24 protein-coding genes and 1 riboswitch are annotated in these 21,566 nt (G+C 42.2%); of the genes, 2 read left to right on the top strand and 22 right to left on the bottom strand.

The features are described 5' to 3' along the window. Nucleotides 1-86 precede the first annotated feature (86 nt). From sufB to CEF22_RS04640, 18 genes are all read right to left on the bottom strand, one after another. Nucleotides 87-1,484, bottom strand: coding sequence for a Fe-S cluster assembly protein SufB (sufB, locus tag CEF22_RS04720; protein WP_095480325.1), 1,398 nt, complete (start codon nucleotides 1,482-1,484; stop codon nucleotides 87-89). Nucleotides 1,485-1,511: 27 nt separating this feature from the next. Next, nucleotides 1,512-1,946, bottom strand: a complete 435-nt coding sequence (sufU, locus tag CEF22_RS04715; RefSeq protein ID WP_095480324.1) for a Fe-S cluster assembly sulfur transfer protein SufU — start codon at nucleotides 1,944-1,946, stop codon at nucleotides 1,512-1,514. Further along, complete coding sequence (locus CEF22_RS04710; RefSeq protein WP_100401972.1) at nucleotides 1,936-3,165, bottom strand: cysteine desulfurase; 1,230 nt, start codon at nucleotides 3,163-3,165, stop codon at nucleotides 1,936-1,938. Before CEF22_RS04710 ends, sufU begins: the two co-directional genes overlap by 11 nt. Continuing rightward, nucleotides 3,165-4,475 carry a Fe-S cluster assembly protein SufD gene (gene sufD / locus CEF22_RS04705; protein WP_100401971.1) on the bottom strand — a complete coding sequence of 437 codons (1,311 nt, stop codon included), beginning with the start codon at nucleotides 4,473-4,475 and terminating at the stop codon, nucleotides 3,165-3,167. The genes CEF22_RS04710 and sufD overlap by 1 nt, the downstream gene beginning before the upstream one ends. A 38-nt stretch (nucleotides 4,476-4,513) precedes the next feature. Further along, nucleotides 4,514-5,293 carry a Fe-S cluster assembly ATPase SufC gene (gene sufC / locus CEF22_RS04700; protein WP_100401970.1) on the bottom strand — a complete coding sequence of 260 codons (780 nt, stop codon included), beginning with the start codon at nucleotides 5,291-5,293 and terminating at the stop codon, nucleotides 4,514-4,516. 239 nt (nucleotides 5,294-5,532) lie between these two features. Beyond that, a complete protein-coding gene (locus CEF22_RS18445) occupies nucleotides 5,533-5,694 on the bottom strand; it encodes a hypothetical protein (RefSeq protein ID WP_157843170.1) in 162 nt (53 codons plus the stop codon). A 217-nt stretch (nucleotides 5,695-5,911) separates the two neighbouring features. Beyond that, entirely contained in the window at nucleotides 5,912-6,274 is a 363-nt protein-coding gene (locus CEF22_RS04695) for a carboxymuconolactone decarboxylase family protein (RefSeq protein WP_442857353.1), read from the bottom strand. Between the two features lie 131 nt (nucleotides 6,275-6,405). After that, complete coding sequence (locus CEF22_RS04690; RefSeq protein ID WP_100401968.1) at nucleotides 6,406-7,242, bottom strand: MetQ/NlpA family ABC transporter substrate-binding protein; 837 nt, start codon at nucleotides 7,240-7,242, stop codon at nucleotides 6,406-6,408. Between the two features lie 15 nt (nucleotides 7,243-7,257). Beyond that, on the bottom strand, nucleotides 7,258-7,926 hold the full coding sequence (locus CEF22_RS04685) for a methionine ABC transporter permease (protein WP_100401967.1): 669 nt from the start codon (nucleotides 7,924-7,926) through the stop codon (nucleotides 7,258-7,260). Further along, nucleotides 7,919-8,938, bottom strand: coding sequence for a methionine ABC transporter ATP-binding protein (locus CEF22_RS04680; RefSeq protein WP_100401966.1), 1,020 nt, complete (start codon nucleotides 8,936-8,938; stop codon nucleotides 7,919-7,921). The genes CEF22_RS04685 and CEF22_RS04680 overlap by 8 nt, the downstream gene beginning before the upstream one ends. Before the next feature lie 79 nt (nucleotides 8,939-9,017). After that, nucleotides 9,018-9,128: riboswitch (SAM riboswitch) on the bottom strand. 132 nt (nucleotides 9,129-9,260) lie between these two features. Continuing rightward, complete coding sequence (locus tag CEF22_RS04675) at nucleotides 9,261-9,593, bottom strand: hypothetical protein (RefSeq protein ID WP_100401965.1); 333 nt, start codon at nucleotides 9,591-9,593, stop codon at nucleotides 9,261-9,263. 122 nt (nucleotides 9,594-9,715) lie between these two features. Continuing rightward, a complete protein-coding gene (locus CEF22_RS04670) occupies nucleotides 9,716-10,012 on the bottom strand; it encodes a thioredoxin family protein (protein WP_100401964.1) in 297 nt (98 codons plus the stop codon). Nucleotides 10,013-10,014: 2 nt separating this feature from the next. Beyond that, the gene (locus CEF22_RS04665) at nucleotides 10,015-10,371 is read right to left on the bottom strand and encodes a toprim domain-containing protein (RefSeq protein ID WP_100401963.1); all 357 of its coding nucleotides are present in this window, start codon (nucleotides 10,369-10,371) and stop codon (nucleotides 10,015-10,017) included. Nucleotides 10,372-10,449: 78 nt separating this feature from the next. Further along, on the bottom strand, nucleotides 10,450-10,833 hold the full coding sequence (gcvH, locus tag CEF22_RS04660) for a glycine cleavage system protein GcvH (RefSeq protein ID WP_095480314.1): 384 nt from the start codon (nucleotides 10,831-10,833) through the stop codon (nucleotides 10,450-10,452). Between the two features lie 71 nt (nucleotides 10,834-10,904). Then, on the bottom strand, nucleotides 10,905-11,267 hold the full coding sequence (locus tag CEF22_RS04655; protein WP_100403914.1) for an arsenate reductase family protein: 363 nt from the start codon (nucleotides 11,265-11,267) through the stop codon (nucleotides 10,905-10,907). 156 nt (nucleotides 11,268-11,423) lie between these two features. Continuing rightward, nucleotides 11,424-13,211, bottom strand: coding sequence for an acyl-CoA dehydrogenase family protein (locus tag CEF22_RS04650; RefSeq protein ID WP_100401962.1), 1,788 nt, complete (start codon nucleotides 13,209-13,211; stop codon nucleotides 11,424-11,426). A 24-nt stretch (nucleotides 13,212-13,235) separates the two neighbouring features. After that, complete coding sequence (locus tag CEF22_RS04645) at nucleotides 13,236-14,411, bottom strand: acetyl-CoA C-acetyltransferase (protein ID WP_100401961.1); 1,176 nt, start codon at nucleotides 14,409-14,411, stop codon at nucleotides 13,236-13,238. Between the two features lie 21 nt (nucleotides 14,412-14,432). After that, complete coding sequence (locus CEF22_RS04640) at nucleotides 14,433-16,805, bottom strand: 3-hydroxyacyl-CoA dehydrogenase/enoyl-CoA hydratase family protein (protein ID WP_100401960.1); 2,373 nt, start codon at nucleotides 16,803-16,805, stop codon at nucleotides 14,433-14,435. A gap of 222 nt (nucleotides 16,806-17,027) precedes the next feature. Here CEF22_RS04640 and CEF22_RS18645 point away from each other — a divergent pair, with 222 nt between their 5' ends. Both CEF22_RS18645 and CEF22_RS18905 read left to right on the top strand, forming a co-directional pair. After that, complete coding sequence (locus CEF22_RS18645; protein ID WP_198508027.1) at nucleotides 17,028-17,204, top strand: hypothetical protein; 177 nt, start codon at nucleotides 17,028-17,030, stop codon at nucleotides 17,202-17,204. A gap of 66 nt (nucleotides 17,205-17,270) precedes the next feature. Beyond that, a complete protein-coding gene (locus CEF22_RS18905; protein ID WP_269799368.1) occupies nucleotides 17,271-17,399 on the top strand; it encodes a hypothetical protein in 129 nt (42 codons plus the stop codon). Between the two features lie 103 nt (nucleotides 17,400-17,502). Here the strand turns inward: CEF22_RS18905 and CEF22_RS04635 are convergent, their stop codons facing one another. From CEF22_RS04635 to CEF22_RS04620, 4 genes are all read right to left on the bottom strand, one after another. After that, nucleotides 17,503-18,219 carry a LutC/YkgG family protein gene (locus CEF22_RS04635; protein ID WP_198508026.1) on the bottom strand — a complete coding sequence of 239 codons (717 nt, stop codon included), beginning with the start codon at nucleotides 18,217-18,219 and terminating at the stop codon, nucleotides 17,503-17,505. Beyond that, the gene (locus CEF22_RS04630) at nucleotides 18,219-19,652 is read right to left on the bottom strand and encodes a LutB/LldF family L-lactate oxidation iron-sulfur protein (protein ID WP_100401958.1); all 1,434 of its coding nucleotides are present in this window, start codon (nucleotides 19,650-19,652) and stop codon (nucleotides 18,219-18,221) included. Before CEF22_RS04630 ends, CEF22_RS04635 begins: the two co-directional genes overlap by 1 nt. A 47-nt stretch (nucleotides 19,653-19,699) precedes the next feature. Further along, nucleotides 19,700-20,416, bottom strand: coding sequence for a (Fe-S)-binding protein (locus CEF22_RS04625; RefSeq protein WP_100401957.1), 717 nt, complete (start codon nucleotides 20,414-20,416; stop codon nucleotides 19,700-19,702). Nucleotides 20,417-20,663: 247 nt separating this feature from the next. Next, a complete protein-coding gene (locus CEF22_RS04620; RefSeq protein WP_095478555.1) occupies nucleotides 20,664-21,392 on the bottom strand; it encodes a FadR/GntR family transcriptional regulator in 729 nt (242 codons plus the stop codon). Nucleotides 21,393-21,566: the final 174 nt, after the last annotated feature.

The raw sequence follows: 21,566 nt of genomic DNA, 5'->3' as shown, positions 1-21,566 counted from the left end.
ATTAAGCATTAACCTTCTATACTTTAAAGGTATTTCCTTATAAGAAAGCCCGCCACAAACAATGTTGTGGCGGGCTTTTACCTATATTATCCGATACTACCTTCCATCTCAAACTTTATCAAACGGTTCATTTCAACCGCGTATTCCATTGGAAGTTCTTTTGTGAATGGCTCGATGAAGCCCATGACGATCATTTCTGTTGCTTCTTCTTCAGAAACGCCGCGGCTCATCAAGTAGAATAGTTGCTCTTCAGATACTTTTGAAACTTTTGCTTCGTGTTCTAAAGAGATGTTGTCGTTTAAGATTTCGTTGTATGGAATCGTATCCGATGTGGATTGGTTATCCATAATTAACGTGTCGCACTCGATATTAGAGCGCGCGCCTTCTGCTTTGCGTCCGAAGTGAACGATACCGCGGTACGTTACTTTTCCGCCTTGTTTGGCGATCGATTTAGATACGATCGTTGAAGATGTGTTCGGTGCAAGGTGAATCATTTTTGCTCCGGCATCTTGGTGTTGGCCTTTACCAGCAATCGCGATGGAAAGAGTTAAACCACGAGCACCTTCGCCTTTTAGAATAACGGCTGGATATTTCATCGTTAATTTCGATCCGATGTTTCCGTCGATCCATTCCATCGTTGCGTTCGCTTCACAAACGGCACGCTTCGTTACTAGGTTGTAAACGTTGTTTGCCCAGTTTTGGATCGTTGTGTAACGGCAGTAAGCATCTTTGTTAATGTAGATTTCTACAACCGCACTGTGAAGGGAGTTCGTTGTGTAGACAGGTGCTGTACATCCTTCTACGTAGTGTACGCTTGCGCCTTCGTCTACGATGATTAGCGTACGCTCGAACTGACCCATGTTTTCAGAGTTGATGCGGAAGTACGCTTGTAATGGCGTATCTACTTTTACACCTGGTGGTACGTAGATGAATGATCCACCTGACCATACCGCTGAGTTTAACGCTGCGAATTTATTGTCTGTTGGTGGGATTACTTTTGCCCAGTATTTACGGAAGATGTCTTCGTTTTCTTTTAATGCAGAATCCGTATCTTTGAAGACGATCCCTAAATCTTCTAGGTCTTCCTTCATGTTGTGGTAAACAACCTCTGATTCATACTGTGCGGATACACCAGCAAGATATTTTTGTTCCGCTTCTGGAATACCAAGTTTGTCAAAAGTTTGTTTGATTTCTTCTGGTACTTCATCCCAAGAACGCTCAGATTTCTCTGATGGCTTCACGTAGTAAGTGATTTCATCAAAGCTTAATGAAGAAAGGTCGCCGCCCCATTGTGGCATCGACATTTCATAAAAAAGTTCGAGTGATTTTAAGCGAAAGTCTAGCATCCATTGTGGTTCATCTTTTAATTTAGAGATTTCTTCCACGATTTCACGTGTTAATCCACGCTCTGAACGGTAAACAGATACGTCTTTATCTTTAAAACCGTATTTGTAATCCCCGATTTCTGGCATTTTCTTTGCCATGTTATATTCCTCCTGTCGTCATTATAATTATTCGTTCTCTTTTAATCCTTTTTCCATCGCTTTCCACGCTAACGTCGCACACTTAATGCGGGCAGGGAACTTGGAAACGCCCTGTAAGGCTTCAATATCGCCAAGATCGATGTCATCTGGATAGTCATTGCCTTGCATCATATCGGAAAAAATTTGTGAAAGTTTTAAAGCTGTGTCAATATCTTTTCCTTTGACTGCTTGCGTCATCATCGAAGCGGAAGCCATGGAGATGGAACACCCTTCTCCATCGAACTTCGCCGCTGTCACTTTGCCGTCTTCTACATTCAATGTTAAATGAATGCGATCGCCACAAGTCGGATTATTCATATCTATCGTTAAGCTGCCGTCTTCAAGCTGGCCTTTGTTGCGTGGGTTTTTGTAATGATCCATAATCACTTGGCGGTACAGCTGATCTAAATTGTTAAAAGACATCGCTGAAATACTCCTTTGTTTTGAGAAGCCCTGTGACAAGCTTATCAATATCTTCCTCTGTGTTATACAGGTAGAAGCTTGCTCGCGCTGTCGCTGATACGTCTAGCCATTTCATTAGTGGCTGTGCACAATGATGACCCGCGCGAACAGCAATTCCTTCTGCATCTAACACCGTTGCCACATCATGAGGATGGACGTCATCTAAGTTGAATGTGACAAGTCCCGCACGTTGTTCACCAGACATCGGTCCATAAATTTGCATGCCAGGAATCGTGCTCATTTTCTCAAGTGCATATGCCGCTAAGCGATGCTCATAGCGCTCGATTTCATCCAGTCCAATTTCTTGGAGAAAATCAATCGCTGCACCAAGACCGATTGCCCCAGCGATGATCGGAGTTCCGCCTTCAAATTTCCACGGAAGCTCTTTCCACGTTGATTCTTGTAAACCAACGAAATCGATCATTTCGCCACCGAATTCCACAGGCTCCATGTTATCAAGTAATTGCTTTTTACCGTACAACACGCCAATGCCTGTCGGTGCACACATTTTATGACCGGAAAAAGCAAGGAAATCACAGTCGAGATCCTGTACATCCATCTTCATATGTGGCGCCGATTGCGCACCGTCTACGACCATGACCGCACCGTGCTGGTGAGCAATTTCGGCAATTTCCTTCACCGGATTGATCGTGCCAAGGACGTTCGATACCATCATGACAGACACAATCTTTGTCTTATCGGTAATCGTTGCTTTCGCATCTTCTACTAAGATCGTTCCATCCGCTTGAAGCGGAATATACTTTAACGTCGCACCTTTTTCTTTCGCTAACTGCTGCCAAGGAATGATGTTGCTGTGGTGCTCCATATATGTGATGACGATTTCGTCGCCTTCTTTTACGTTTGCACGTCCGTAGCTCGCCGCCACCGTGTTGATTGATGTCGTCGTGCCACGGGTGAAAATAATTTCCTCACGCGCCGCCGCATTAATGAATTTACGCACTTTATCGCGCGCTCCTTCATATCCATCCGTTGCACGTGTACCGAGTGTATGCACACCCCGGTGAACGTTCGAGTTATCCTCACGATAATATTTATTGAGTGCCTCAATCACTTGCACTGGCTTTTGCGAAGTGGCCGCACTGTCTAAATAAACGAGCGGATGTCCATTGACTTCTTGGTCAAGAATCGGAAAGTATTTTTTAATTTCCTTCGCGTTCATTAGCGAACTTTCCTTTCAATCACTTCAGTCAACTGCTGTTTAACTCCTTCGATTGGAAGTTTATCAACAACTGGCGCTAAAAATCCGTGAATGATTAAACGCTCTGCTTCTTGACGAGAAATTCCGCGGCTCATTAAGTAATACAATTGCATCGGATCGACACGTCCTACTGATGCTGCGTGACCTGCTGTTACATCATCTTCATCAATAAGAAGAATTGGGTTCGCATCTCCGCGTGCTTTTTCACTCAGCATTAATACGCGTGATTCTTGCTCTGCGTTTGATTTAGAAGCTCCATGCTCGATTTTTCCGATTCCGTTGAAAATCGATTTCGCTTCGTCTTTCATAACGCCGTGTTTTAAAATATAACCTTCTGTATTTTTACCGAAATGAACGACTTTCGTTGTGAAGTTCTGTGATTGCTTTCCACGACCGACAACAACCGTTTTCGTATCTGCAAATGAACCCGCACCGATTAAGTTCGTTACGTTTTCTGATACCGTATCACCATCGTTCATTAAGCCAAGTGCCCAATCAATGCGAGCATCGCGGCCAGTCACTCCACGACGATTCACATATGTTGTTACACCGCTATTTAAATGATCCACCGCTCCGTACACCACTTTCGCGTTTGGACCAGCGATCACTTCTGTCACGATATTCGCAACAGCTTTTTCTGTTTCCACTGTGGATATATAGTTTTCCACGTAAGTGACAACACTGTTATCTTCTGCCACTACTAATACGTGGTTGAAAAGCGCCGTATCCGCATGGTCATGTACATACACCGCTTGAATTGGTTCCTTCACTTCAACATTTTTCGGAACGTATAGGAAAGCTCCGCCATTCATTAATGCTGTGTGTAAAGCCGTTAATTTATGCTCATCGACTTTTACCGCTTCTGTCATGAAGTACTTTTCTACAAGCTCGCTATGCTCTTTCACCGCTGTATGAATATCGGTAAAAATGACACCTTGCGCCTTTAATTCTTCTGATACAGATAAGAAAGCAGGCGTTTGGTTGCGTTGAATATAAAGGTTTTTGTCTGCTTGCTCGATATCGATTAATGACTTCACTTCTTCAGGAAGTTCTTCTAAAGAAGCAAACACTTCACTTGTCACTTCATGAGCCGCAAATTGCGTGAAGTTCCATTTATCGATTTTTGTTTTTTCCGCTACTGGTAACGGTAGTACATCTATTTTGTCAAGAGCCGCTAAACGCAAGTCAGTTAGCCACTGAGCTTCGCCTTTTTGCGCTGAAAATGAGCGAACGTACTCTTGATCTACTGGTAATTTTGTTTCTACAGTCATGTTCATCCTCCTAGTGATCAGCTTTCCTAAAATGGCTCTTATTGACTCACTGTTTCGTCTTCGATTCCAAGCTCTTGCTTAATCCAGTCATATCCTTCTGCTTCTAAGCGTTGAGCAAGCTCAGGGCCACCTGATTTCACGATACGACCTTGCATCATTACGTGTACTTTATCAGGAGTGATGTAGTTCAAAAGACGTTGATAGTGAGTGATCATTAGGCATCCGAACTCACTGCCGCGCATGTCGTTGATTCCTTTAGAAACGACTTTTAATGCGTCGATATCTAGACCAGAATCGATTTCATCAAGGATCGCAATTTTTGGTTCGATCATCATTAATTGAAGGATTTCGTTACGCTTTTTCTCTCCACCAGAGAAGCCTTCGTTTAAGTAACGTTGCGCCATATCTTGATCCATTTCAAGGAAGTCCATTTTTTCGTCCATTTTACGGATGAATTTCATTAAAGAAATTTCATCGCCTTCTTCACGGCGGCTATTGATCGCAGAACGTAAGAAGTCCGCATTTGTTACACCTGTAATTTCGCTTGGGTATTGCATCGCAAGAAATAGACCGGCACGAGCGCGCTCATCTACTTCCATTTCTAATACGTCTTCACCGTCAAGCTCAATGCTACCTTGTGTCACTTCATATTTCGGATGACCCATGATTGCGGAAGATAATGTTGATTTACCTGTTCCGTTTGGTCCCATGATTGCGTGGAATTCTCCACCTTTTATCTCAAGGTTTACACCCTTTAAAATCTCTTTACCCTCAATTGCTACATGTAAGTCTTTAATTACTAATGTAGAAGCTGTCATATCTATACCTCCGTCGTTATCGAAAATGTTGTTGAATTATTGTCATTCTCAATTTATTCTCATTACAATCTTATAACAAATTAAAAGTATATTCAACCAATCTAAAAGAATTGCTGAGATATTTGATTATACCAAAAATTCCGCTTCATTATATAGTAGTCTTTCCCTAAATAAATGAAAAATTTCTATTCATTTATAATCGAAAAAAACCAGCGGCTACCCACTGGTTTTTCTCATTATTATGATAAATGATTGATAAATCGACGGCTAAAATCTGCAACCATGCGACGACTATTGATATAATCTTCTTCGCGCTGGCGTTCAACATCCATCCTCACTTCATGATTTTGACTGTACACCTCGTATCCGACTCCATGTGCTCCATGCATCGCCTTATCCATACCTTCTGTGTACGTTAAATTCAGTGAGTTAAACAAATTAATAGGGAATCATTCCTTTCCGTTTTTTAACTTGCACTATATATGTTAACAATTATTGGCTTTTTCCACAAAAAGCATATAGCTTGCTCTCACCGGCTCTCATCGACTCTCCAACACTGACACCCGGATTAGTTCCCTTATTCTTAAAATTCTTACTATATCCTTTCATATCCTCCCACTAATGTTTCTGGCTTAAATCATGAATCGCTTCCTGAACTAACGTCACTGCTTGACTCATGACTGCTCCACCACCAAAGGCGGCAGCCACTCCCATCGCCTCTAACATTTCCGTTTCACTGCACCCTTGATCCAAACAGCCTTTCACATGATAAATCATGCAATACTCATCTTGAGCGAATACACTGATCGCTAGCGCAATTAAATGCTTTTCCTTTAGCGCAACATCTCCCTCTTTAAAACAAGCCGCAGTAAAATCTTTATAATGCTTGGCTAACTCCGGCATCTTTTTCTCAAACGTCCCTAATCCTTCCTTATATTCTCGCAACGCTTCCTGTGAAAAATTATTCATCTCTGTCTCCATCGTCATCCCTCCTGTCTGTTTTTCCCTTTTAATATGTGATAAGACATAGATGCTTATACGAAATTTTTACGAAGAAGAGTCCATAAAAAAAAGCTTGCCACTCGATAATCAAGCGACAAGCTTCTTTCTATCTATTCATTTACTGGAACGATCGCGCCTTTCCACTCTTTCATAATAAAGTCTTGAATTTCTTGTGAATGCAATACGTCGATCAACGCTTTAATTTTTTCACTGTTCTCATCTCCACTGCGCACAGCCACGATGTTCACGTATGGAGAATCGTTTGATTCAATAGCAATCGGATCTTTCAACGGGTCTAATCCCGAATCAATCGCAAAGTTAGAATTAATTAATACTACGTCGCCTTCTCCATTGTTAAATGCTTGTGGAAGGAAAGCAGGTTCATAGTTATATTCAAATTGTAAATCCTTTTTATTTTCGCTAACGTCTTCAAGTGTCGCCTCAGTTTTATTAATACCATCTTTCAGCTTAATTAGACCTTCTTTTTCTAACAGGCTTAACACACGACCGTGGTCAGCTACAGAACTGCTCATTAACACTTTTGCGCCTTTAGGTAGTTCGTCTAAGCTTTTATATTTTTTCGAGTACACACCGATTGGCTCGATATGAATACCACTCGCATTTTCAAACTTGTAACCATGCTCTTCCTTTTGCAACTCCAAAAACGGAATATGCTGATAATAGTTCGCATCTAATTCGCCTTCATCTAACGCTTTATTCGGTAACACATAATCATTGAATGTTTCAATCTCTAAATCATAGCCCTTTTCTTTTAACAGCGGCTTAGCTTCTTCTAAAATGATCGCATGCGGAACGTTAGACGCCCCAACAACCAATTTATTATCTTCTTCTGACTTACCTTCTTCTTTTTTCTCTTCTGAACCGCCGCATGCCGCAAGGGCTAATACAACTACTGATGTAAGTAAAGCAAATAACCACTTTTTCATTCTATTTCCTCCTCATTATCTTTTATCTAATTTCTTAGTGAAAAAGTCACCAATGAATTGAATCGCAAATACGATGAGTACAATAATGACTGTTGCCACAAACGTCACGTCGCTTTGACTGCGTTGGAAGCCGTCTAAAAAGGCTAAATTCCCAAGTCCACCAGCCCCAATGGCACCTGCCATCGCTGTGTAGCCAACTAAGACGATCGCCGTGACCGTAATACCTGAAACTATGGCCGGCATCGACTCTGGCAACAACACTTTAAAAATAATTGTGCTCGTTTTAGCTCCCATCGAGCGAGCCGCTTCGATGACACCTTTATCAATTTCTCTTAGCCCGATCTCAACAATCCGAGCATAAAACGGGGATGCCCCAATAATTAAAGCAGGTAATGCTGCATCTTCACCAATCATCGTACCAACCAGTACTTTCGTAAACGGAATTAATAATACGATTAAAATAATAAACGGAATCGAACGAAATACATTCACGAAAGCCGATACGACAAAGTACACTGCTTTATTTTCCAATATTTGATCCTTCGATGTTAAAAACAGAAGTAAACCTAGTAAAATACCAAGAATAAACGTCGCAACAACTGAAATTCCCGTCATATAAAGGGTTTCACTAGTTGCTTCCCAAATTTTATCCCACTTCACATTTGGTAACCATTGCTCAAGCATGGGTGATCACCTCCGAACTCACTTGATGTTGATCCAAGTAGGCAACCGCTCGATTCACTTCTTCTTCAGTACCCGTTAGGTGGACAAAGAGCGAGCCATAGGCACCTTCTTGCGTTTGTGACACGTTTCCTTGAACGATATTAACGGATATTTGAAAATTGCGAATTAGCTCGGTAATAATTGGCTGTTCAGCGGATTCGCCAATAAAGCTCAGCTTAATCACTTTCCCTTTTTGTTCAAGTAAATGCGCAATCGTTTCTCTAGACTCCTCTGTTCCCGTCACTTGCTGAACAAATCGCTTCGTAATCGGCTGCTTCGGATGCTTAAACACATCAAGCACAGGTCCTAGCTCCACAACATTCCCCGCTTCCATCACAGCCACACGATGACAAATTTTGCGAATAACATGCATTTCGTGAGTAATTAACACAATCGTTAACCCGAGCCGCTCATTAATATCTACTAGCAAGTCCAAAATCGAATCCGTCGTTTGCGGATCAAGTGCGGACGTCGCTTCATCACATAAAAGCACTTTCGGATTGTTCGCTAATGCTCTCGCAATCCCGACTCTCTGCTTTTGACCACCGCTTAGCTGAGAAGGATAAGCATCTTCACGCCCTTCCAACCCGACTAGCTGAATGAGTTCGTCGACACGCTCTCTTCGTTTTTCTTTCGGAACGCCAGCAATTTCAAGTGGAAAAGCGATATTTTCCCTAACCGTTCTTGACCAAAGTAAGTTAAAATGCTGAAAAATCATGCTAATCTCTTGACGTGCTTGTCTTAGTTCTGCTCCTCGGATATTTGACACTTTGCGACCGGCAACAACGACCGACCCTTCAGAAGGAGATTCAAGCCCATTCAGCATACGGATTAGTGTACTTTTTCCCGCTCCACTGTAGCCGATGATGCCAAAGATTTCTCCTTGATCTATGTTTAAATTGATTTCATCTACCGCTGTCACTGTGCCATTCTTCGTTGCAAAAATCTTTTTCACATTTGCAATTGAAATCATATGGCCTCACTCTCCTCTCTAAAAATAAAAAACCTTTCTGCCGCAATGAGCAGAAAGGTATAAGTTGTTAAGTTCCTTTCTCTCATCTGCCAAAGCAATCGCTTTGTGTGAATTGGCACCTTTTCAACAAATCATTGTTGAAGGTTGCCGGGCTTCATCGGGCACATCCCTCCACCTCTCTTGATAAGAGTTTCGCTATTCAATTAATTGTTGAGACTGATTGTATCATCTTAATTTGAAAATTGTCAATAAGGAAAATATTTTTCTATTATCTCGTGCGGATGGCTCCAGCCCATACGCCGCTGAGCAGCGCCTTCCGCTTTTAATCATACGCCCGGCAAAGCCAGAGGAGGGATTCGAACCAGAGTTGCAGTCGATAAAGGCCTGATATGTCTAATTTCCCCATACGATTGTACAGAAAAAGGCGTTGCTCTCCAGCCAAACACTGAGCCATGTTACCTTCTTTGGCACTCACTTTTAACTGCCACGGCTGAAAGTCTTCGTTGGAAAAAGCAACGCCTTCTTTGCTAATCGTCAACAACCAATGTTCATGTTCATCTTCTAAAAGCACCCCAACAGGATCGGCTGGTAACATCGAATGGAGATGCGTTCTTTCTTGACATGCCTCTTGAATCATCGAAAGTTGCTTATGCAATCCGCTCGCCCCCTCTAATCGCTTTATTATTACTTATTTCAAAGAAAAGGGCCGAAAATCCTTTGAGAATCGCTCGACAATATCTTCGCCAAAAAACCTGCCAAAATGCTGGCAGGTTTTTATTAATACTGATTCAATTTTTCATAAATATGCGGAACAGACTGAAATGCATAAATCTTTTCCATGAGTTGCCCTTTATGAAAAATAAGCAAGCATGGAACACTTTCAATGCCATAGGTTTCGGCGAAATCTTCGTAATAATTTAAATTGATCCGAGCCCATTCGTAAGCCGTTCCTACTTTTTCTACGACATCGAGCATTTTCGAAGCGAGCTGGCATGTCCCACACATGGGAGCGTAGGCGTAAACCGCTACTTTCGGCTGTTGCTCGATCATCGCTAACAATTGTTCTGGTTGCATGTTTATCCACCTTTTTGCAAAAACTTACTATGCACATCGATGTTGGCACTTAATAGGATCGTAGCTAAATGTCGATAAGGAGTGGTCGCCACTTCTTTATACACTCGATCAATATATAAATGGTGAGCCTCTGGCAACTCGCGAATAAATAGCTTTCGCAGCTTTTCCCCTGCTTTGTCGGCATCTACTAAAATATACACATCCCGACCATCAAGCTCATCGATCATTTCATCTAATTTGCTCACACCAATCGTACCATTTGTGCAAATGATTTCAATTGGCTCTTTCACGATTTCTTTCACTCTTTTTTTATCAGAAGTCCCTTCAACAACAATAGTTTTCTCCACAAACATCGTCATCACCCTTCGCCTCGATGATCAGTCTGTCTATTTTTAAAGAAAAGCACCTCCATCACATGGAAGTGCTCTCGTTCGTCATTAGTCTTCTTTCACCATTTCCTCATATTGCTCAGCTGTCATTAAGCTGTCTACTTGAGAAGCGTCAGATACTTCAACAACGACCATCCAAGCTTGTTCATAAGGAGATTCATTCACAAGTTCTGGGCTATCGTCTAAATTTTCGTTCACTTCAACGACTTTTCCGCTAATAGGCGCGTACAATTCAGAAACTGTTTTAACAGATTCTACGCTACCGAACGGCTCGTTTGCTGTAATTTCATCCCCTACAGATGGAAGTTCAACAAATACGATATCGCCAAGTTCAGACTGTGCAAACTCAGTGATTCCGATGCGAACTTTTTCCCCTTCTGTTTTTACCCACTCATGTTCTTCAGAATAACGTAATTCTTTTGGTGCGTTCATACATATCCCTCCATTGCGTGACTTCAATTAAACTTTACCTATTTTACAGGAACAAAGCAAGAAACTTCTTTCTATTGTTGGGCCCAGTTCATTTCAAAGTTATCTTCCTTGAAACCGACTGTCACTTTCTGCCCATCTGTCGTAAGGGGACGTTTAATTAGCATGCCATCAGAAGCTAAAAGGGTCAGCAATTCATCTTCCGTAGCCGTTTTAATTGTGTCTTTTAATCCCAACTCACGATACTTCTGTCCACTCGTGTTAAAAAACTTCTTCAACTCTAATCCGCTTTTTTCGTATAGCTCTTTTAACTCCTCTTTAGAAGGAGGATTCTCTACAATATGTACTGCTTGAAATTCGATGTTGCGCTCTTCTAACCATTTTTTCGCATTGCGGCACGTTCCGCATTTCGGATACCAATAAAATGTCAACGCCATTCCTTCGTCGACCTCCATTCCAAATAACTTATACCTTTTATAACAAATAAATTCGCTGTTTGCCACATAAAACCCTCTTTTGTAGGTGAACGATTGCTGACCGATCTGAACTCCCCAAACAAAACACACCCGCCACTTGAGCGGGTGCTAACTAAATTAAATGATGTATTTTTCGGCGCTGATTAGTTTTTCAGCCGCTTCACGTTTCTTGGAGATGATGTTAACTGGTGTGTAGCGTGTCAATTTGCGTAAAACGGATAGCATCATACGGAGGTTGTCGCCTTCTTCTACAGCAATCAATGTTTCTTTCGCATGCGCTTCGATTTCATTAAATGCTTCTTGGCAGAAGATTTGTGTGTATAGTAATTTTTGCTTACTCTTCTCCTCCCCTACGTTGGCGATCGCCTTTTCTGTGCGCAGAACCGCTGATTCCATCGCATAGACTAAATTAACGATATCCGCTAAGTTGGACAACACTTCTTGTTCCTTCTCAAGTGCTTTGCCGTATTTTTGAACCGCTAAACCAGCGGCTACTAAACCAAGCTTCTTCGCATTTTTCACTAAATATTTTTCTTGTGCAAGTGCTTCCTCGCCCACTTCTTCTGGCATAAGCATCATTAATTCACCTTGTAATTGCTGTGCTTTTTCCAGTAACGGAAGTTCCCCTTTGAACGCTTTTTTGACGTAAGTGCCTGGCACGATTAAGCGATTGATTTCATTCGTTCCTTCAAATATGCGGTTGATGCGGGAATCGCGGTACATTCTAGCGATTTCGTACTCTTCCATGAAGCCATACCCACCATGAATTTGCACGCCTTCATCGACCATATAATCAAGCACTTCTGAGCCGAAGAATTTTCCTAAAGAGCACTCAATCGCGTATTCAGCGATCGATTGGGAAATCGCCATACCATCTTTTTGCTCTTCTTCAGACAATTGGCTCATGCGGTCTTCAAAATAGCCGACTGTGCGGTAAATCGCACTTTCAGAAGCGTAGAGTTTTGCCCCCATTGTGGCGAATTTCTCTTTCGTTAAGTTGAAAGCAGAGATTGGTGTGTTGAACTGCTTGCGCTCATTTGCATATTTCACCGTAATTTCAAGCGCACGCTTTGAGCTTCCGACTGTACCGACGCCGAGCTTGTAACGGCCAATATTTAAAATATTAAACGCGATCACATGGCCGCGACCGACTTCGCCAAGCAAGTTTTCTTTCGGCACTTCGGCATCTTGTAAAATTAACGTCCGCGTTGACGAGCTTTTAATCCCCATTTTATCTTCTTCCGCACCTGTGGATACACCTGGGGATTCTCTTTCTACAATAAAAGCAGAAAATTTATCGCCGTCAATTTTTGCATACACAACGAACACATCAGCAAATCCTGCGTTTGTGATCCATTGTTTTTCACCATTTAATATATAATGCGTGCCTGCTTCATTTAATTTCGCCGTCGTTTTCGCACCTAGCGCATCAGACCCTGATCCCGGCTCTGTTAAAGCGTACGCCGCGATTTTTCCCCCTGTACTTAATGCTGGTAAATATTTTTGCTTTTGTTCTTCATTTCCGAATAAGACGATCGGCAACGAACCGATTCCGACATGGGCACCGTGTGTGATTGAGAAGCCACCCGCTACCGCTAGTTTCTCCGCGATCAAAGCAGAACTGACTTTATCTAAGTTTAAGCCTCCGTACTCTTCTGGGACATCGGCGCTTAACAGTCCGAGCTCACCAGCTTCATGAAGCAACTTCACGGAACGCTCAAATTCGTGCTTTTCTAAATAAGGGACTTGTGGCATGACACTATTCATCACAAACTCTTCTGTTGTTTTGGCAATCATTTTTTGTTCATCAGAAAAGTCCTCCGGCGTAAATACGCGATCATATGAAATGTCCTCAATTAAAAATGCTCCACCTTTAACAGCTTGCTTTTCCATTTGATTCGTCATATTCTTTTCCCCCTGTTTCGTTGATTATAAAAGCTCAAATACCCCAGCGGCTCCCATGCCTCCACCGATACACATCGTCACAATTCCAAATTGCTCATTGCGTCGCTTCATCTCATGGATTAAAGATAATGTTAACTTTGCTCCTGTACAGCCCAGTGGATGACCGAGCGCAATCGCTCCTCCGTTGACATTAACCTTTTCTTCATCTAAACCAAGCTCACGAATCACTTGAATCGATTGGGAAGCAAAGGCTTCATTTAATTCAATTAAGCCGATATCTGATAGTTCTAATCCAGCGAGCTTCAACGCTTTCGGGATCGCCACAACCGGCCCAACCCCCATAATTTCTGGAGGGACGCCACCTACTGCGAACGAGCGGAATTTTGCAATCATTTGTAATCCGAGTGATTCGGCTTTTTCACGTTCCATTACCATTACAGCTGCCGCACCGTCACTCGTTTGCGAGGCATTCCCTGCTGTGACTGTACCCGTTGTAGAAAAAGCAGGACGCAACTTCGCTAACGCGTCCATATTTGTTCCTAGACGTACCCCTTCATCCTGTGAAAACTTAATCTGCTTTTCTACTAATTTATTGTCTGCTCCGACATGGCGAAGCGTCACATCAACCGGGACAATTTCATCAACAAATTTCCCTTCCGCGATCGCTTTCGCCGCACGTTCGTGACTACGAACAGCAAACGCATCTTGTTCTTCACGAGAAATGCCATATTTTTTAGCAACTTCTTCAGCTGTGTGGCCCATACTCATATAATATTCAGGCGCATTTTCAGCTAGCCAAATATTCGGGCGAACGACATGACCCATCATCGGAACCATGCTCATCGATTCGGCTCCACCAGCAATGATCGTCTCTGCTTGCCCCGTCATAATTCGCTCTGCTGCAAAGGCGATTGACTGTAAACCAGACGAACAGTAACGATTGATCGTAATCGCTGGTACGGTGTAAGAAAGTCCAGCAAGCGCACCGATATTTCGCGCCATATTCATTCCTTGTTCCGCTTCTGGCATCGCACAACCGATAATTAAATCGTCAATTTCTCCTTCGTAATTTCCTGCTCGTTTTAACGTTTCTTTCACCGCAATCGCCCCGAGATCGTCTGGACGAACAGTCGCTAACGATCCCTTTTTCGCACGACCGACTGGGGTTCTTGCACCCGCTACAATGACCGCTTCCTTCATTCTCCTTCTCCCCCTTGCAAATTAATTACGTAATGGCTTCCCTTTAACGAGCATATGTTGCATCCGCTGTTGCGTTTTCGGCTCTTTACATAAGCTTAAAAAGGCTTCGCGCTCTAAATCTAATAAATATTGTTCATCCACTTCCGTACCGAATGGAAGCTTTCCACCTGCAATCACATAAGCGAGCTTTTGGGCGATTTTCAAGTCATGCTCAGAAATATAGCCAGACTTTAACATCGATTGCGCACCTAACAGCAGCATCGCATAGCCGGACTCTCCAACGACTGGAACTTTCTTTCTTTTCGGTGCAGTGTAACCACTCTCGTATAAATACAACGCCGCTTGTTTCGCATCGTGTAACAAATGGTCTGGATTGACGCTCACGCCATCTGCTTTCATTAAGAAATTATTCTCACGAGCCTCTTCACCCGATGTCGACACTTTCGCCATCGCAATCGTTTCAAACACTTTGTTCGCGATATTTTGTAAATCTACTTGCACCCCGTTCGCCATTTGCTCTAAATGACGGATGTAAAGCTCTTTGTTACCGCCACCGCCTGGGATTAAACCAACTCCCACTTCAACAAGTCCCATATACGTTTCTGTACTTGCTTGAATGTGAGCCACTGGTAAACAAACCTCAGCTCCACCACCGAGCGTCATCGCAAATGGTGCAGCAACCACCGGTTTCGAGCTGTATTTAATTTTCATCATCGCTTGCTGGAAGCCTTTCACAACCATTTCTACATCCCATAAATTGTCGTCTTGTATTTCCATTAAAATCATCGCTAAGTTCGCACCGACACAGAAGTTCTTGCCTTGGTTACCGATCACAAGCCCTTTATAATTCTTCTCGACTTCATCAACGGCATAGTTGATCATTTGGACAATGTCCATACCGATTGCATTGCTTTTTGAGTGAAATTCAAGTAAGACGACCCCATCACCAATATCAATTAAACTAGCGCCACTGTTGCTTTTAATCACTTTTCCTTGCTTCTTCAGCTTTTTCAAATCGATCACTTTCGAATTGACCGGAATCGATGTATATTCCCCTTTATGGTAAAAATGAGCTTCCTGATAGAACGAGGTGTGGCCACTTGCTAGCATTTTTTTCACCCAAACAGGCACGTTTAACCCCTCTGCTTCCATCTTCTCGACCGACTTCTCGACACCAATTGCATCCCACATTTCAAACGGTCCTTGGCTCCAGCCAAACCCCCATTTCATCGCTTGGTCGATCGCTACAATGTCATCAGCGATTTCTCCTGTTAGCTCAGCGGAATACGTAAGTACAGGCGCAATAATCTTCCATAAAAATTGACCCGCTTTATCATTGGCATAAATAAGCGCTTTCAATTTTGCTCCCGTGCCTTTTTGCTGCTTTGCCATTTCAATCGAAGCGGCCGTTAACTTCTTCTGGTCGCTATATTTCATCGTTTCTGGATGTAATTCTAAAATCGTCTTGCCTTCTTTCTTGAAGAAACCTTTCCCGCTTTTCGCACCAATCCAGCCGTTGTCACGCATCGTTTTCATGAACTCTGGCACTTCAAATACTTGCTTTTCTTCCCCTTCTACTTGCTCATACACATTGTTGGCGACGTGAATAAACGTGTCGAGACCAACAACATCCAACGTTCGGAAAGTGGCACTTTTCGGACGGCCAATTAGTGGACCAGTAATCGAATCCACTTCCCCTGGCGTAAAACCTGTCGCAAGCATTTCCTGCACTGTTTTCAATAAACCATATGTGCCAATGCGGTTAGCGATAAAGTTTGGCGTATCCTTCGCCAGCACCACACCTTTACCGAGCGTGTCTTCTCCAAATGTTTTCATATATTCAAGCACGTTAGGATCTGTGTCCTTCGTTGGAATCACTTCTAGTAGCTTTAAATAACGAGGTGGATTAAAGAAATGCGTCCCTAAGAAATGCTTGCGAAAATCTTCCGAACGACCTTCTGCCATCGCTGCAATCGAAATACCAGATGTATTGGAGCTGATGATACTACCAGGCTTGCGGTACTTTTCAATCGTTTCAAACACTTGTTTTTTCACGTCCAGATTTTCAACAACGACTTCAATAATCCAATCGACTTCTTGCAATTGCTCTAAATCATCTTCTAAGTTCCCTGCAGTAATTAATGAGAGATTCTTTTTAGATGTAAGCGGAGCTGGCTTTTGCTTTAATAGCTTCTTCAACGCTCCTTCTGAAAAACGATTGCGCACTTGACGATCGTTCAATGTTAACCCCTTTGCTTCCTCTTCCTTCGACAATTCACGAGGAACGATATCTAATAAAATCGATGGTATACCAATATTCGCTAAATGTGCTGCGATCCCAGAACCCATCACACCCGATCCAAGAACAGCTGCTTTTTGAATGTGCTGAACCAACTTCATTTCCCCCTTTACACCCTTTTGAATGAATACTCATTCATTTATTGATAATTTTAATATAACCCAATTAACAAAATGGCGCAATGAAAAAGACTAAAAAATATAAATTTTCTAACTATTATATTCATCCATACCACATTTGGACCGATTCAAAACGTCAAAAATTCAGCGATCATGCTATAATGGACATACAATCGATTGAAATGAAGGTGAAATGTAATGAAAAAAATCAGTTGGATCATAACAGCCATCGGGGTCGCACTTATGCTCGGCGGCCTGCTCTATCCATTAGACATGATCACTAAAGCAACATTCCAAAAAACGCTACTAAGCGGCGCACTCATCATGTTCGTCGGCTCAATGGTTAGATCATACGCGATACTGAAAGATAAATAGAAAAGCGCAAGGCGCTGTTCAGCGGCGTATGGACTGAAGCCATCCGCACGAGATAAAGGAAACACGATGAACGATAGTGAATCGATGTTGACTTATCGCAAGGAGGAGGGCGGAAGTACACTAGCCGCTAGCGCCTGGAGCTGGACAAAGAAAAGCGGAAGGCGCTGTTCAGCGGCGTATGGAGCTGGATCATGAAAAGCACAAAACGGACTCATCTTGTTAGACGAGTCCGTTTTTTTATTGATAATCGGCGAATCATCAATATATCGGAAAAATGATCAATAAAAGAGGCGAATCTTTATTTATCATTAACGATAATATAAGCAGCTTTCACAGGGCCATGTACACCAACAACAAGGTTCATTTCGATGTCGGCAGAGTTACTTGGACCCGTGATGTAGTTCACGCATGATGGCGCTAGCTCACCAGCTTGTACTTTGCGGCTAATTGCTTGTGCCGCTTGGGTAATGCGTGGAACGATCGTACTTTTTGGCACAATCGCAATATATTTATGTGGAAGAAGGCTCACTGAGCGACCTTTGTCTTTACTGCTCAGTAGCACAACTGTACCTGATTCAGCTAAAGTCATATCGCTAAATGTAATACCGATATTCGCTTTTTCCGCGTCATCGATATTTTTCTGACCTAACTCCGGATTCCAGACGTTGACTTCTTTATTTTCTTGCGGCCACGTTTCTTGAATTAAATTCGATAAACCGAATTCTTCAAAACGTTCGTCATTCCATAAAGAAATGGGTCCACCACCATAAGCATCTACTTTCTCAGACAATGTTTTTACAAGGTCGGCAGATGATGTTTCGATAAAGTCTGTGTGAATGTTTTTGCACTGCTCGCGCAATACTTCCACAAGCTCATCTTGTGTCGCACCTTTCAACACTTCATGCTGAGGTTGAAACTTCCATTTTGGACGCTCCACTTGTGCTTTTCTTTCTCTTCCAAGATTTGAGGCGATGTTGGCTAAAAATGAGTCACGGTTATGAATCGTTCCTGCCATTATTTGTCGCCTCCTTTCTCTTTTTGATGTTCTTTAAACCAGTCGCGCAGGCGTTGTTTGTCTGGCGCTGGGAATTCACGAAGCTCTGTCCAAGCTTTCAATGGACCAGGGCCTTTAGAAATACGATCATTTTTGGTAAATGGTTTCATCACTGTGGACGCCATTTTTGATCCCATGCCATACAATGGATTAGAAGACGTTCCTAGTCCAAATGCTTTCATCGCTAGCTTTTCAGAAATTGGCGCACGACCTTCTTTCTCAACGATCACTTGGCGATGCTTATGAAGCAAGTCGTGTAACGGGATTTTCACCGGACAAGCTTCGGAACAAGCAGCACATAACGTAGACGCGTACGGAAGCTCCTTGAAATCATCGTATCCACCAAGTAATGGAGAAAGTACCGCACCGATTGGACCTGAATAGATCGATCCATACGAGTGACCGCCGATGTGACGGTATACTGGGCATACGTTAATACAAGCGGCACAACGGATACATTGAAGAACCGATTGGAATTCTGTTCCTAAAATTTTCGAACGGCCGTTATCGACAACGACTAAATGGAACTCTTCTGGTCCATCTACATCGCCTTCTTCACGAGGGCCTGATAACGCTGTAACGTAACTTGTTAATTTTTGTCCAACCGCACTACGTGTTAATAAGCTAACAAGTACTTCAAATTCTTCATGAGTCGGAACGATACGCTCCATCCCCATAACCGTAATTTGTGTTTTTGGAATCGTCGTTACAAGACGAGCATTTCCTTCGTTCGTTACGAAACTGATCGAACCAGATTCAGCGATGGCGAAGTTACAGCCTGTCACACCGATATCTGCCTTCAAAAAGTCCTCACGTAACGTTTTACGAGCATGCAATGCAAGTTCTTCTGGTTTAGACGTCTCATGATAATCTAATTTTTCGGTGAACACATCACGGATCTGCTCTTTATTTTTATGAAGAGCTGGCGTTACGATATGAGATGGTGGATCATGATCATCGACTTGTAAGATATACTCGCCAAGGTCAGTCTCGATGACTTCACAGCCCATATCTTCAAGCGCGCCATTCATACCGATCTCTTCTGTCACCATTGATTTTGCTTTTAAAATTTTCTTCGCATTTTTCTGTTTTGCAACGTTTGTAATGTATTCATTTGCTTCTTCCGCTGTTGCTGCAAAAAATACATGTCCGCCACGTTTAGAAATATTTTCACTTAATTGATGTAAATAATAATCTAAGTTCTCAAGCACATGTTGACGAATTTCTTCCCCATGAGAGCGCCAATCTTCCCAATTGCCAAGCTCTTCAGCTGCATCGAGACGGCGAGTTCGCAAACGTTCTTGCGCACCTGCCACGGCTCCTCTCATAAACGTGTCATTCATTTTCTCTTTGACGCGTCCTTTGAAATCATCCGCTCCAAATTTCATTGCCATTGAACGTCACCTCTTTTTTTCGATTTGTCTATTACTTAGTTAAAAGATCAGCGGCTATTTAACACTTCAGCAATATGCATCACGCGAATCGGTTTGCCTTTACGCTCTATCCGTCCACCGATATTCATTAAGCAACCGCAATCGGCTCCGATTAAATAGTCTGCTTCTACTTCTTCCGCACAAGCCACTTTTTCATCGACCATTTGCTCAGAGATTTGTCCCATTTTCACAGAGAACGTTCCACCAAAACCGCAACAGTTATGCGCATTTGGTAGCGGAACAAATTCCAAACCTTCGACATTTTTCAAAAGAGTCATCGGTGCATCTTTTACACCTAGAAGACGAGTCATATGACAAGATGTATGGTACGTAGCTTTTCCAGGCAATTTCGCGCCTAAGTCTTCCACTTTTAATACATCGACAATAAATTGAGTGAACTCATACGATTTTTCTGCTAATTTTTTCGCACGCGGCTCCCAAACAGCATCCCCTTTAAATACATGTGGATACTCTTTAAACATCGTAATACATGAACCAGATGGCGATACGACATATTCTGAGTTCTCAAAGGCTTCGATCATTTTCTTCATCGCACCTTTAGACTCTTCTACATAGCCACTGTTGAAAGCTGGCTGTCCACAGCATACTTGACGCTCTGGAAAATCCACCTCACAACCTAAACGTTCTAAAATCTCAACTGTCGCCTTTCCCACATCCGTCTGAAACATATCTACAAGACACGTAGCAAACAAAGCAACTTTCATGTTGAACACCTCTTTTTTAAAAGTGACAGGCACTCCCCGATTTTTGTCGAAAGGAATTACCCACCCAAAGAACTGGTCATCTGATGACCTTATTAACCAATAAAATGTATCATACTACAATAAAAACGTTTTTTGAAGTTTTTTTCAAATGCCGAAATATTTTTTTTATTTATAATGATTAGTAAGATGAAAAAAACGGAATAAATGGTAGCCAGAGTTAACTAACTACCTCATTCCATCTACTCAGTTATCTTACCTTTTCGGCTCCCTCTATATATTCTCTCAAAATATTTTCCACATTATGAATATGATTTTGCATCTCTAGCCGAGCTTTTTCTGGATTTCCTTCTTCAATCGCTCGCAAAATAGCTTCATGTTCTTCGTTCAATTGATCAAATGTTGTCATTTCTGAATAGAGACAAATACGGCGCGCCTCTTTCATCGATTCTGATACTAAATCCGATACGTGATTCATTAAGCTCAACAAAAGCGGGTTGCCAGTGGCCTCGGCGATCGCTAAATGAAAAGCAAGATCCGCTTCATCCCCTAATTCGGTTGGGTTAGAATGATGCTTCATTTCCTCAAGTGCCCATCGAATTTTTAATAAATCTTCTTCTGTACGCTTTTGAGCTGCACTAAAAGCGACACCTACTTCAAGAAGTTGTCTAACCTCCATTAAATGAAACATATCTTCTTTATTCATTAATAGAGCGTTTTGAATTGGATACGCAATACCTGATGGAGAAAAATCTTTCACATATGTTCCTTCTCCTTGACGCATTTCAATTAACCCCATAGCTCGCAAAGATGTTAATGCTTCTCGAATAGCCGAACGACCTACATGAAAATTTTCCGCTAATTGTTGAACCGAATCTAATTTGTCGCCTGGCTTCAACACTCCAGAACGAATTGAATCTAAAAGAGCTTCTGCGACTTCTTCATATATTTTTTTCGGTTTAATTTTTTTATACTCCACCGGTTTCACCTCTAACTGTCCTAATACAATCATTATAAACGAAAATTTAAATTTCGCTGTCCTAATACAATTATTATAAACGAAAATTTTCACTTTGCTTGAGAAATTTGTTTTCATCGCCCCATCTAAATCAATATCATTTTTGATTTTCACAAAATAGTAACATTTATATTG

This window comes from Bacillus sp. FJAT-42315, assembly GCF_002797375.1.
GTDB lineage: Bacteria > Bacillota > Bacilli > Bacillales > Domibacillaceae > Bacillus_CE.
The sequence above is the reverse complement of the archived record's forward strand: the minus strand, read 5'-3'. Positions and strand labels throughout refer to the sequence as shown.